Source organism: Oxalicibacterium sp., from assembly GCF_035565035.1.
Lineage (GTDB): Bacteria > Pseudomonadota > Gammaproteobacteria > Burkholderiales > Burkholderiaceae_D > Oxalicibacterium.
The window spans coordinates 1-13,228 of record NZ_DATMTD010000033.1; the positions used below are offsets into that span (position 1 = coordinate 1).

13 protein-coding genes are annotated in these 13,228 nt (G+C 56.8%); 2 read left to right on the forward strand and 11 right to left on the reverse strand.

Translation table 11 applies throughout. From position 1 onward, the window contains the following. Positions 1–696: FMN-binding negative transcriptional regulator (locus tag VN114_RS03080; RefSeq protein WP_325511877.1), on the forward strand; the 696-nt coding region annotated here is incomplete at its 5' end. Between the two features lie 103 nt (positions 697–799). Here VN114_RS03080 and VN114_RS03085 read toward each other — a convergent pair. The 8 genes from VN114_RS03085 to ggt all read right to left on the reverse strand — a co-directional run bounded on the left by VN114_RS03085 (position 800) and on the right by ggt (position 9,570). After that, positions 800–1,993: a DesA family fatty acid desaturase gene (locus VN114_RS03085; RefSeq protein WP_325511879.1), complete on the reverse strand. Its 1,194-nt coding sequence runs from the start codon at positions 1,991–1,993 to the stop codon at positions 800–802. 113 nt (positions 1,994–2,106) lie between these two features. Continuing rightward, positions 2,107–3,462, reverse strand: a complete 1,356-nt coding sequence (locus tag VN114_RS03090) for a mechanosensitive ion channel family protein (RefSeq protein ID WP_325511881.1) — start codon at positions 3,460–3,462, stop codon at positions 2,107–2,109. Between the two features lie 14 nt (positions 3,463–3,476). Beyond that, positions 3,477–4,739: an RsmB/NOP family class I SAM-dependent RNA methyltransferase gene (locus tag VN114_RS03095; RefSeq protein WP_325511883.1), complete on the reverse strand. Its 1,263-nt coding sequence runs from the start codon at positions 4,737–4,739 to the stop codon at positions 3,477–3,479. 38 nt (positions 4,740–4,777) lie between these two features. Further along, entirely contained in the window at positions 4,778–5,392 is a 615-nt protein-coding gene (gene purN, locus VN114_RS03100) for a phosphoribosylglycinamide formyltransferase (RefSeq protein WP_325511885.1), read from the reverse strand. A gap of 165 nt (positions 5,393–5,557) precedes the next feature. Next, positions 5,558–5,956, reverse strand: a complete 399-nt coding sequence (locus VN114_RS03105; RefSeq protein ID WP_325511887.1) for a barstar family protein — start codon at positions 5,954–5,956, stop codon at positions 5,558–5,560. A gap of 48 nt (positions 5,957–6,004) precedes the next feature. Continuing rightward, positions 6,005–6,379 carry a ribonuclease domain-containing protein gene (locus VN114_RS03110; RefSeq protein ID WP_325511889.1) on the reverse strand — a complete coding sequence of 125 codons (375 nt, stop codon included), beginning with the start codon at positions 6,377–6,379 and terminating at the stop codon, positions 6,005–6,007. Between the two features lie 109 nt (positions 6,380–6,488). After that, the gene (locus VN114_RS03115) at positions 6,489–7,700 is read right to left on the reverse strand and encodes a patatin-like phospholipase family protein (RefSeq protein WP_325511891.1); all 1,212 of its coding nucleotides are present in this window, start codon (positions 7,698–7,700) and stop codon (positions 6,489–6,491) included. Positions 7,701–7,788: 88 nt separating this feature from the next. Beyond that, a complete protein-coding gene (gene ggt / locus VN114_RS03120) occupies positions 7,789–9,570 on the reverse strand; it encodes a gamma-glutamyltransferase (RefSeq protein WP_325511893.1) in 1,782 nt (593 codons plus the stop codon). Between the two features lie 65 nt (positions 9,571–9,635). Between ggt and VN114_RS03125 the strand changes: the two genes are divergently transcribed. After that, the gene (locus VN114_RS03125) at positions 9,636–9,782 is read left to right on the forward strand and encodes a hypothetical protein (protein WP_325511895.1); all 147 of its coding nucleotides are present in this window, start codon (positions 9,636–9,638) and stop codon (positions 9,780–9,782) included. Positions 9,783–9,790: 8 nt separating this feature from the next. Here VN114_RS03125 and VN114_RS03130 read toward each other — a convergent pair whose 3' ends face one another. From VN114_RS03130 to VN114_RS03140, 3 genes are all read right to left on the reverse strand, one after another. Further along, positions 9,791–11,929, reverse strand: a complete 2,139-nt coding sequence (locus VN114_RS03130; protein ID WP_325511897.1) for a sodium-translocating pyrophosphatase — start codon at positions 11,927–11,929, stop codon at positions 9,791–9,793. Positions 11,930–12,170: 241 nt separating this feature from the next. Further along, complete coding sequence (gene adk / locus VN114_RS03135) at positions 12,171–12,827, reverse strand: adenylate kinase (protein ID WP_325511898.1); 657 nt, start codon at positions 12,825–12,827, stop codon at positions 12,171–12,173. Positions 12,828–12,968: 141 nt separating this feature from the next. Beyond that, positions 12,969–13,228 (reverse strand): cytidylyltransferase domain-containing protein (locus tag VN114_RS03140; RefSeq protein ID WP_414694185.1); only part of this gene is annotated, 260 nt, incomplete at its 5' end.

Sequence of the window (13,228 nt, forward strand, 5' to 3'; positions counted from 1 at the left end):
ATCGGGTGTGTTGCCTTATATGATGCATGGAATTATTTGCAAAACACGACCATGTACCTACCCAAACACTTCGAGCAAACCGATCTTGAAGCGCTCTACGCGCTCATCGAACATTCGCCATTCGGTATTCTTGTTACGGCCTCGCCCGACGGTATCGAAGCGAATCACCTTCCATTTGAACTGGATCGAAGTCAAGGCACACATGGCAGCCTGCTTTGCCATGTCGCACGATCCAATCCCGTCTGGCAGCACGCGCCGTCATTGACGACGGATAGCCTGGTTATTTTCCAAGGGCCCAGCGCTTATATTTCACCAAGCCTGTACGCCTCGAAGCAGGAAACGCACATGGTTGTACCTACCTACAACTACGCCGCCGTCCATGTTTCGGGGCAAGTAACTGTCCACGATGACGTCCGCTGGGTGCGCGGACTGGTTTCCCGCCTGACCGGCAAATTCGAGAAGCAAAGAGAGGTCCCGTGGAAGATGGGCGATGCACCCGCTTCGTATATCGACGAAAGGCTGTCGCACATCGTGGGGCTGGAAATACGGATTTCGCACCTCGCCGGCAAATGGAAGCTGAATCAAAACCGGAGCGAAGCCGATCGGCGTAGCGTCATCGCCGGTCTCAACACGGGCAATGCTGATGAAAAAGCCGTCGCACAATTGATGGTCCGCCAGCCGAATTCCCGAAAATGATTGCAACAGATTGATGCCTGACGTCGCCAATCAGATACCGGAACAATCGCAGCTGCAATAAAAAAGCCCGGCAAGCCGGGCTTTTCTCAATCATGCATCCGAATCAGGCATAGCTGCGCAGTCGCAGTGAAAACTCGCGCAGCGCTGTAATACCGGATGCTTCCGCACGTGCGCACCAATCCTGCAACTGGTGCAGCAACTGGTCGCGTGTCGCATGCGAACGCTCCCAGATCGCGCCGAGTTCGACACGCATTTCGTGCATCGTCTGCAGCGGCTTGCTGTGCGCAAACAGCGTCGTCAATTGCTCCTTGTGCGGCTCTTGCAATTGGGTCGGCTCACGATGCAACAACTTGCGTGCCGAACGCAGATAGCCGGATTCCAGCTTTGCTTTTTCCTTCAGATGCTCGCGTTCTTCACGCCAGATCTTCTTCAGCGATTTGGCATATTTGGCCGTCACGTCGTAGCGATTGGCGATGACCGATTGCAACGTGTTGAAATCCAGGTGCAACTTACCGTGTTCGAACTTCGGCTCCGGCGCAACTTTCTTGACCTTTGCGAGACCGACGAATTCCATCATGCGGATATACATCCAGCCGATGTCGAACTCATACCATTTCGACGACAGCTTGGCGGACGTGCCGTAGGTGTGATGGTTATTGTGCAGTTCCTCACCGCCGATGATGATGCCGATCGGGAAGATGTTGGTCGCTGCATCATTGCATTCGTAATTGCGATATCCCCAATAGTGGCCGATGCCGTTGATGATGCCCGCAGCGGTGATTGGAATCCATGCCATCTGTACCGCCCACACCGATACGCCGACCACACCGAACAACATGACGTTAATGAACAGCATGAGAACGATGCCGCGTGCACTGAACGGCGTATACACGGTGCGCTCGATCCAGTCGTCCGGCGTGCCGTAACCGTATTTCTCCATCGTTTCCTTGTTCTTCGCTTCGGCACGATAGAGTTCGGCGCCTTCGAAGAACACTTTCTTGATACCGCGCGTCACCGGGCTGTGCGGATCTTCCTCGGTTTCGCATTTGGCGTGATGCTTGCGATGGATCGCGACCCATTCCTTGGTGACCATGCCGGTCGTCATCCACAGCCAGAAGCGGAAGAAGTGGCTTGCAATCGGATGCAAGTCCAGTCCGCGATGAGCCTGCGAACGATGCAGATAAATCGTGACAGCCGCGATCGTGACGTGCGTCACGGCGAGCGTGTAAAAGAACACTTCCCAACCAGTCGCGCCGGTCAGGCCGTTAGAAAGAAAATCGAGTACTGCGTCTATCATTATGTCTCCGTTGCAAGCGCCAATTGGCATGGCGCTTAAATGGGGGTGCATTGACTGAATACGAGGGCATATCGAGAAAAAACATCGAAAAACCCGAGACGAATTGTACCTCTTCAGGGCCTTAAATCGGCTTTTAAATCAGGCTGTTGCGTATTTAGATGCTGTTTTATTGCGCCATATTGTTCGTCCGCCAACCTGATTTCGCGTTGCGGGAAAGGAACGTTGATTTTATGCTCTTGAAACAGATTCCAGATTGCACGATTGACATCGGAAAGCACGCCGCCGCGCTCGTTTTCACCAACCCAGAAATTCAGTTGCAGATTAATGCCGTCCGCGCCGAAGCCCATCATCAACGCTGTCGGTATTCGATCGTTGTCACGGCGAATACGCGGATGATTTTGCGTCGCCTGTTCCAGCAGACGCAATGCAAGGTCGATATCGGTACGGTAATCGACGGTGATCGTCGCATTCATCTGCACGATGCTGTCCATCAACGAGAAATTCTGCACGGATCCGGAAACGAATAGTTCATTCGGCACGACAGCGCTGGAACCATCGCCGGTACGCAAGACGGTATAGCGCGTATTGATCTGTGCGACCCGACCGGAAAAGCGATCGACCGATACCATGTCGCCGATTGACAGACTGCGCTCCAGCAGGATGATGAATCCGGATACGTAACTGCTCGCAATCTTTTGCAAACCCAGGCCCAACCCAACCCCAAGCGCGCCGCCGAATACCGACAGCACGGTCAGATCGATACCGACCATCGACAAGCTGACCAGCAACGCAATCAGTATCAGTGCCGCTCGTGCCATGCGTGACATGACAACCCGCATCGATGAATGCATGTTGTCCAGCCGCATCAGGCGCTCTTCCAGCAACGCCGATACCCACAGTGCGACGATCAGTGTTACGCCGACGGAAATCGCTGCCTGCAATATCGTCATCACCGACACGTGATTCTTGCCGAGGGGAACCGTGGTCGCGTCAAGAAATGCCACCAGGTCCGGTAACACTCCCGTGATGTGCATGGCAACCACTATCCACACCAGCAACGCGAAACTCTTCTCGAACAACACGACGAAGCCGCCGACTCTGCCGCTGCGCGCAAAGATGCGACGCATTACATAAAAAGCCAGGCGGATCAGCGCGAATGAACCGACCAGCGGCATCGCAATACGCAGCAAGTCGACGTTGGGAATCCATTGCGACAAGACAGGTTTGGCAATCGCGATCAGCATCAATGTCAACAACGGCCACAACACACGCGTAAAACTCTCCACACCCAGACGCCGCATGCGATTTGCCTGCACATCCTGCGAAGCGAGGACGCCACGCGCCATGCGCGACAATGCCCAGCCAAGAGCGATGCTCAAGATCAGTACGACGATCTGCCAGCGCAATCCGGGATTGCCAAGATCGGTCGACAGATCAGTCCAGAGAGTGGAAAGCAGATTCGCGCGCATGATGACGTTCTGTTTTACGTTTTGGCTTTGCGTTCCAGTACGGCAGCAAAAAAGCCGTCAGTGTGGTGGCGATGCGGCGACAGCTTCAGATACGCATCCATATCCAGTTCAATCTTCTGCTCGGCCAGCACGTCTTTCATCGGCACCAGAACGAAGTCATCACGCGACGCCAGAAACTGCTCGACGATGGCCTCGTTTTCCTCGTCCAGAATACTGCAGGTCGCGTAGACCAGCCGCCCGCCTGGTTTCACCAGTCGCGCTGCGCCGGTCAGGATCGACGCCTGCTTTTCGTTCAGCTCGCTCAAACCCTGCGGCGTCTGCCGCCATTTGACGTCCGGATTGCGACGCAATGTGCCCAAGCCGCTGCACGGCGCATCGACCAGCACGCGATCGATCTTGCCTGCCAGACGTTTGACCTTGGCATCGTTTTCATGCGCGATCAGAACCGGATGCACATTCGACAAACCACTGCGCGCCAAGCGCGGTTTCAGTTTCGCCAGCCGCTTGTCGGAAATGTCGAATGCATACAAGCGGCCGGTGTTACGCATGGTCGCACCGAGCGACAAGGTCTTGCCACCCGCTCCCGCGCAAAAATCGACCACCATCTCGCCGCGTTTCGCACCGACGATTTGCGACAGCAACTGGCTGCCTTCGTCCTGCACTTCAATCAAACCATTCTTGAACAATGGCAAATTCTGCAGCGCCGGCTTCTTGATGATGCGAATCCCGAGCGGCGCGAACGGCGTCGGTTCACACAGGATCGGTGCCTGTGCCAGTTCGGTCATCACATCATCACGCGCAGCCTTGACGGCATTCACGCGCAAGTCGAGGGGCGCCTGTTGATTCATGCTGTGCGCCAATTCTAGCGTCGCCGCTTCGCCATCGCGCGCCACCAGTTTGTCGAACAGCCATTCCGGCAAATTGGCACGCAATGCAGCCGGCAATACCGATCGATCGATCTGCATCACACGCTCCAGCCACGCCGTTTCTTCTTCGGTCAAGCCGCCCAGTGACTCCACACCGACCGCGTCGGCCAGACCGAGCAAGGCCATGCGGCGCATCGCGGCACCGCTGCCCGATTCGGAAAAATTGGTATAGACCGCCTTGTTGCGCAACAAGGCATAAATCGCTTCGGCAATCACGCCGCGCTCGCGCGAACCCAGTCTTGGATGTTCGCGGAAATAACGTGACAATGTGCCGTCGGCAGGCGCGGTAAAACGCAGGATCTCGCGCAATACTTCTTCGGTGCTGCCAATGATCGCGGGAGGCAATCTCATGAAATTCCTTCTCTTCTGTATTCTTGTTCAGGCTAGGTTCAAGCCTGACCGGCTGCAATACGTACAATTCCGTCATTCACCGATAACCTGTCTTCGATGAACCAGCGAATCGCACGTGGATAAATAATGTGTTCCTGCTCTAGCACGCGCGCGGCAAGTATCTGTTCTGTATCGTCCGGCATGACCGGCACGGCAGCCTGCGCCACGATTGGCCCGTGATCCAGTTCGGCTGTCACAAAATGGACGGTGGCACCGTGAATCCTGACGCCTGCGGCAAGCGCTTGCCGGTGCGTCGACAAACCGACAAAGCTCGGCAAAAGCGACGGATGAATGTTCAGCATGCGTCCCGCATAATGCGCAACGAAACCGGTCGTCAAAATTCGCATAAATCCAGCTAAAACCACCAAATCCGGCGAAAATCCATCGATCGTACGCTGCAGTTCTGCATCGAAGGCTTCCCGCGTGGCGTAATCGCCGCTGGCAACCACGACCGCAGGAATTCCCTGCTGTGCCGCGAAGATCAGCCCCGGCGCATCCGTCTTGTTGCTGATAACGGCGACAATCCGGGCAGGCCATTTTTCATTCTGCGCGGCGCGGATGATGGCTTCCATATTGCTGCCGCGGCCGGAAATCAGAATGACGATTTTTCTCATGGCGCGCATTGTACCGCACCGGGCACATGGACGGATTCAGCAAACGCGTAGAGGCGCACAAAATAGCGCGAACATCTGCAAACTGACGGCAAAAAACCGGCAAGTCACACAAAAGGGATTGTTCGAAAAAGAGTAGCCGCCTGTAATCGACGGCCTTGGGAAGAATTACTGGAAGGAGTAAAAAACGCGGAAGGCGATTTTCTTTTCGGCCCAAAAATCGGCTGCATCGCGGAAAACGTCGAGCAGTGTTTCGCGCGCTTCCTTGTCGAATTTCGGCGTGTTCGGCAATTGTTCCAGCACCACCAGAAATCCCGGCTGCACCCCCGCCTTGTGCGGCAGGCTGGTCAGGCAGTCGGACAGCGCATCGAAATTCTTGCCGAAATGCCGGGGAAACTGAAATGCTTCGGCGATGGTGGCAAGAACCTGCTGCTTGGTCGTTGCATGCGCACAGTGCGCATACAAAAAATGCTGTCCAAGTTGCGCGGCCTCTGCCTGCAAATCGGCGACACGGAAAGCCCGGATCGATTGCACTACATTCGGCGGCACGGTTTTAAACAAACTCATTGATTCCTCTACCTCCAGGCAATTTTTTATCGGCAAAAAAGCCATGGCTCACTCTATGACACGTTTGAAACTTCTATAGTGATCGGCGGTGTAATAGTATTCGCTCGCCCTGCCCTTTTCGCCACCTGTCACGATGCGTCTGGCGCCACGATTGCGCGCCCGCGGCGTTTTCACGGTGAATTCGCGATAATACCCGCGCTTTTGCTGCGGCAAAACCTTTTCGTAGTTTCCGAACACCGCGCCGTCCTTTTCATAAGGAAACGGCCCGCCCTGGCGGATCAACCTGATCGTCTGCTGCGCCTCGGGCGGCAATTCCGTCGCCTGTATGACGCCCAGATGACCTGAATCGAAGGCAAAAACGTTATAAGAAAGTAATAATGTAGCGAAAAACAGGAAAAAACGTGGGATAAATTTAGCTCTCACCGGGATTCCTCTTGAATATCTTGGCAAATAGGCTATTTTTTGCCGATCCAGCCACACTTGGCGAGCGTAACGTGTTGTTCCCCACGAAGCAATATGCTGCTATCGCTGGTCAACCTGCTGCACGCAATACCGGCGCTGCAGCGTTTTCTTCTCCCTGTGCAAAAAACGCAAGTATTTCTGTTTTGTGCGCCAGCGCGTCCTTGCGGCCGAGTTCGATCAATTCTGATGTATAGCTTTTTTCAAACAATAGATAGGACGCCAGTGCCGCCCCGCGTACCTCGGTCGCGCCGATTCCGGCCAGCAACATGCGAACCGGCCGCGGCAGACTTCCGATATGACGGCTGGCGATTGTGTCCAATCGTTCCGACGGAGAAATGGACAGCATCTCGATCGGCCGCAACGGTGTGCGAGCCAATTGTTCCGGTGTCAGGAATGACAGCGTCTGGTTGATGCGGTTGAGGCGTTCGACATCGCCTGCGATGCTGTCGAGGAAGATGCTGGACATGGCATGACCGGCGATCTGCGCCAGACTGGGATATTGCGCATGAGCCGACGAATCGATTGCCGGTTCCAGCAAACGGCCGGCACCGATCACCAGTACCTTGTCTGCACCGAGATGAATGGCCGGCGAAATTGGAGCCAACTGCCGCATTGAACCGTCGCCGAAATATTCGCGCCGCCCGGCACAGAAAACCGGGGTCGCAGGAAAAATCAACGGAATCGCCGACGATGCCAGCAAGTGTTCGATACCGATCTGGCTGCGCACGGCACTGCGCTGCGTACGTATCCACGGTTCGATATCGGCTTCACTTTGATAGAACGTGATGTGCTGACCGGCTGTATACGACGATGCGGTCACCGCCAGCGCGTGCAGCTTGCCATCCATCAGCGCCGCATCCAGTCGCGGCAGGTTCAGCATGCGATTCAGCAGACTGACCAGCGGCGTATTGTCGAGCAGCGAAGCCGGCGGATGCGCGTGCCACTTGCGCATCAACCAGCCAAATGAGAGCAACGACAGCCAGCGAGCGCCGGACCGCAACACACCGAGTGAATCGGCGCGATACACCTGCTCGGCAGTAAAGTTTTCCCATACGTGCGCCACCTTGCCGAGGCCTTTGCCGAAATCGTCGGCACTGCAGGCCAGTGCCGTGGCGTTGATCGCGCCGGCAGATGTGCCGCAGATGATGTCGTACGGATTACGCTCTGGTGCCCATCCTGCTTCACACAGAATGGCGGAAACCGTTTGCAGGACACCGACCTGGTACGCCGCCCGCGCGCCGCCACCTGTCAGTATCAGCCCGATTTTTTTTCGATTTTGCATGCAGTCCATTATTAAGGCGTTTGCCTTTTCGGGCAAGCCTCGCCCCCGCCCTTTACGCACTGGACGTTTTTCTGCACTTGCGACGACGTCAATCGCCTTTGGCGATACCTTCACGACGCGGATCGGCGCCGCCGAACCAGACGTCCCCGCCATTCATTCGAGACCGCATGACGCCGTGCAAACCCGACGTCTGTTCGTCCAGTACGACATCGTGACCGCGTGCCTTCAAGGCATCGACCAGCGTCGACGATACACGGCCCTGTTCGAGTTCGGTCGGTCCATTGCGACTGCCGATATTCGGCAGATCGATCGCCTGCTGCATGTCAAGTCCCCAATCCAGCGTGCCGACCAATACCTTTGCCACATAGTTGATGATCGACGAACCGCCCGGCGAGCCGATTACCAATAACAATTTATCTGCCCGCTTGTCGAAAACGAAAGTCGGCGCCATCGAACTGCGCGGTCGCTTGCCGGGCTGTACGCGATTGGCAACCGGTCCATTCTCGTCGACAGCAATCGCGGAAAAATCGGTCAGTTCGTTATTCAGTAAAAAGCCGTCCACCATCTGCCGCGAGCCGAAGGCGTTTTCGATGGTGGTGGTCATGGCGACCGCATTGCCCTTCTTATCCACGATGGACATATGCGACGTTGAAGGCAACTCAGGCGAAGCATCCGTGCCCCATGCGATTTGCCAGTCCCGTGGTATGCCTGCCTGAGCATGCTTCATCGACCGTTCGCCAATCAAGGCGGCACGCTGCGCAAGATACGGCTTGTCCAGCAGCGGCGCGAAGCTGTTACCGGGCAACGGCACAAAATCGGTATCGGCGATATATCGATTGCGATCCGCATAAGCGAGCCGGCCTGCTTCCACGAAAAGATGCACGGCCTCTGCACTCAACCCGTCTGCAGTCGGTACCAGCGCACGCATATTGCGATTTTCAAGAATACCCAGCATTTGTGCCACTGCGATGCCACCCGACGATGGCGGCGGCATGCCGCAAACCGTCCACACACGATAATCGCTGCATACCGGTTCACGGACCTTGGCGCGATAGCCCGCAAGGTCGGCAACGCTCAGGCTGCCCGGATTGGTCGAATGATGCGCGACCTTGTTCACGATATCGCGTGCGATCTGTCCTTTGTAGAAAGCGTCGGCTCCGTTGTCTGCAATATTCTTCAAGGTCTTTGCCAACGCCGGATTCTTCAGCAAATACCCCGTCGGGCGCGGGCGTCCTTCGCGATCGTAGAAATACGCAGCGGCAGCCGGATCTTTCTTCAGATACGGCTCGTCCTGCAACAGCATGGCGAGACGCGGACTGACTGCAAAGCCGTTGGTCGCCAAACGTATCGCCGGCACGAACAAGGTTGACCACGGCAATTTCCCGTACCGAAGATGCGCCAGCTCCAGCATGCGCAGCACGCCCGGCACGCCGACCGAACGGCCACCGACGACGGCATCAAAGAACGGCATCGGCTTGCCGTCTGCATTCAGGAACAATGTTTCGGTTGCAGCGGCTGGTGCGGTCTCGCGTCCATCGAAGGCCTTGACTGTCTTGCCGTCGAAATGCAGCAGAAAGGCGCCGCCGCCAATTCCCGAGGATTGCGGCTCGACCAGCGTCAACACCATTTGCGTCGCAATCGCAGCGTCGATCGCGGAACCGCCCTTTTTCAACATTTGATAGCCGGCGTCGACCGCAAGTGGATTGGCTGCGACCACCATGAACTTCTTTGCAGTCCAGCCCGGCTTTGCGCTGTAGCCACTGCCGCGCTCCGGTGCCAGCAACGCAGCGTCGTGCGCATCTGCCATGACATTGCCGAAGCCGCCAAGCAATATGGCAGACAGAAAAAACGTGACAGTCGACTTGAACATGCGATGACTCCGGAGGCAGAACTCGGTAACGATGCGGCGCACTGCAGTGTAAACGCGATGTCGGCATGGCGCACGTCGATCATGTGGCGATGAACATCGACGAGCGTGCCGGAAAAATTGTAGTCGTCTCGACGATGACGGTAATGCCAATTAAAAAGGCAGCCGAAGCTGCCTTTTTTCCATCTATCTTTGTGTCGATCTTTTTGGATTGATCACCTTGTCATCTGCCATCCTGTATCGGCGCCGTATTTTGCTGTTCGCGCATGCTGTCCGGTGCAACGATCACCACTGCGGCTTCTTCGTGACCGACTGCAGTTTCCATGCCGGCCGATGGCAGCAACGGCACAATCAGCAACGCAACGATGTTGATGATCTTGATCAGAGGATTGACTGCCGGGCCCGCCGTGTCCTTGTACGGATCACCGACCGTATCGCCAGTCACTGCCGCCTTGTGGGCCTCGGAACCCTTGCCACCGTGATTGCCGTCCTCGATGTATTTCTTGGCGTTGTCCCACGCGCCACCGCCGGTCGTCATCGAAATCGCGACGAAGATGCCGGTGACGATCGCGCCCATCAACAAGCCGCCAAGTGCCGCCGGGCCGAGAATCATGCCAACCAGAATCGGGATCACCACCGGCAGCAAGGATGGAATCACCATTTCCTTGATCGCGGCGGTCGTCAACATGTCGACCGCCTTGTCGTATTCCGGCTTGCCGCTGCCATCCATGATGCCCTTGATGTCGCGGAACTGGCGACGCACTTCCACCACGACGGCGCCGGCTGCACGACCGACCGCCTCCATCGCCATTGCGCCGAACAGATAGGGAATCAGGCCGCCGATGAAAAGGCCGATGATGACAAGCGGATTCGACAAGTCGAAGAACGTGCCCTTGCCGACCGAATCGAGCGCATGCGTGTAATCCGCGAACAAAACCAGCGCAGCGAGTCCGGCAGAGCCGATTGCATAGCCCTTGGTGACGGCTTTCGTCGTATTGCCGACCGCATCCAGCGGGTCGGTAATTGCCCGCACCGATTCCGGCATGCCCGACATCTCCGCGATACCGCCGGCGTTGTCGGTGATCGGACCGTAGGCATCGAGCGCAACGATAATGCCTGCCATCGACAGCATGGCTGTCGCCGCAATTGCGATGCCATACAAACCTCCCAGCCAGTACGAAGCCAGGATGGCCGCACACACGGCGAGAACCGGATAGGACGTGGAGCGCATCGATACGCCAAGGCCCGCGATGATGTTGGTACCGTGACCGGTCGTCGATGCCTGTGCGATGTGTTTCACCGGTTTGAAGTCGGTGCCGGTGTAGTACTCGGTGATGTAGACCATCAATCCGGTCAGCACGATACCGACGACAGTGGAACCGAACATCGCGACAAACAATTCCCGCGGCATCACGAACCAGGTGACGATGGCAAAACCGACCAGCGACAATCCGGCTGCCCACCACAGCCCGACATACAGTGCCGACATGATCTTCTTGCCTTCCTTCGCTTTCACCAAAGCGCAACCGACAATGGAAGCAAGAATCGAAACAGCGCCGAGGAGCAATGGATAGATGGCCGCCTCGAATTCGATGCCGCGCATCATCAGGGTACCGAGCAGCATCGTGGCGATCAGGGTGACGACATAGGTTTCGAACAGATCGGCGGCCATGCCTGCGCAGTCGCCGACGTTGTCGCCAACGTTATCTGCAATCACGGCCGGATTGCGCGGGTCGTCTTCAGGAATTCCCGCCTCCACCTTGCCGACCAGATCGGCACCAACGTCCGCACCCTTGGTAAAGATGCCGCCACCGAGTCGCGCAAAAATCGAGATCAGCGAAGCACCGAACGCCAGCCCGATCAACGGCGTAATCACGTCATGCAAGGTGCCGACATAACCGTTGTGTTTCGCAAAAAGCGTCAGCGCGAGATAAAAGAGTGCGACGCCGAGCAAGCCGAGGCCGACCACCAGCATGCCGGTAATCGCGCCCCCCTTGAATGCGACATCAAGCGCCGCATTCATTCCCCTCGTCGCTGCCTGTGCGGTGCGCACGTTCGCGCGTACCGAGACATTCATGCCAATGAAACCGCACGCGCCGGACAGTACCGCACCGATCAGAAAGCCGATCGCCGTGATCCATCCAAGTACGAACGCGATAATGATAAAGAGAACCACGCCGACGATGCCAATCGTCCTGTATTGCCTGGCGAGATAGGCGGCAGCACCTTGCTGAATGGCGGCAGCAATGTCCTGCATTCGCTCGTTGCCGGCATCCTGTTCGAGAATCCAGCTGCGTGATGCCAGCCCGTAAACCACTGCAACAATACCGCACGCAATGACGATCCATATGCTGATTGACATATCGACTCCTCTTGTTATCACGACAAAGAATTGACCACTACGACATTCGGGCAGACATTAAAGGGTTGTCCACCGTGCTGCGTACTGCAAAACTTTCCGTCGCCCTTTTTATTATGCGTGCCAGGGCTGGCTGAGCTTGATGCTGGTTTAATGCTATAGCGATACGACGGCTTAAACAAGACGGACTCAAGACGCTCCAAGCCGCCAACAAAAAAGCGGACACATGGTCCGCTTCTTTTCTTCAGTCCTTCAACGCCGCAAAGGCATTGTCACGAATCTGGTCGACCGGTCCGACACCGGCGATCTTCCGGTATTTCGGTGCGCCGGGTTTTCCGGATTCTGCCCACTTGTTGTAGTAATCGACCAGCACTTCCGTTTGATCGTGATAAACGGAAAGACGCTTCTTGACCGTTTCTTCCTTGTCGTCGTCACGCTGAATCAGTTCTTCACCAGTGACGTCGTCGCGTCCTTCCGCTTTCGGCGGATTGAACTTGACGTGGTAGGTACGACCGGAAGTCGGATGCACGCGACGACCGCTCATGCGTTCAATGATGGCCTCATCCGGCACATCGATTTCAAGCACGTAGTCGATCGCGACGCCCGCATCCTTCATTGCATCGGCTTGCGGAATCGTGCGTGGAAAACCGTCGAACAGATATCCCTTGGCGCAATCCGGTTCCTTCAACCGATCCTTGACCAGGCCGATGATGATGTCGTCCGACACCAAACCGCCTTCGTCCATGATTTTCTTCGCGGCCAGACCAAGTGGCGTGCCTGCCTTGACGGCAGCGCGCAGCATGTCGCCCGTGGAGATTTGCGGAATGCCGTATTTCTGGCAAATGAATGTGGCCTGCGTTCCCTTGCCTGCGCCCGGGGCACCCAACAAAATCAGTCTCATGAATCTCCTCGCATTTGGTAATCCCTCGTGGCGTCACTGGGACAGGGCTTGCCTACGGTCCCGCGACGCTTCGTTGGCGCCAAGAATAGCACGCACCAAAGCGTGGCCGGCTCGGGTGGCGACGTGCGCGCCACGCCGTCTTCAGGAGACGAACATCCGGCGCACGCGCTCCAGGTCCTGCAGGGTGTCGACGCCGGGCCCGGGAGCATGCGGGGTGACATGCACGGCGATCCTGTGGCCATGCCAGAGCGCGCGCAGTTGCTCCAGCGCCTCGGCTTCTTCCATGGGCGCGGGCGTGAGCGTGGGGAATTCGCGCAGGAAGCCGGCGCGATACCCATAGATGCCGATATGGCGCAGCGGGGGGGGCACCTGCGGCAGTCGGGGGGCGCCCTGCACAGATC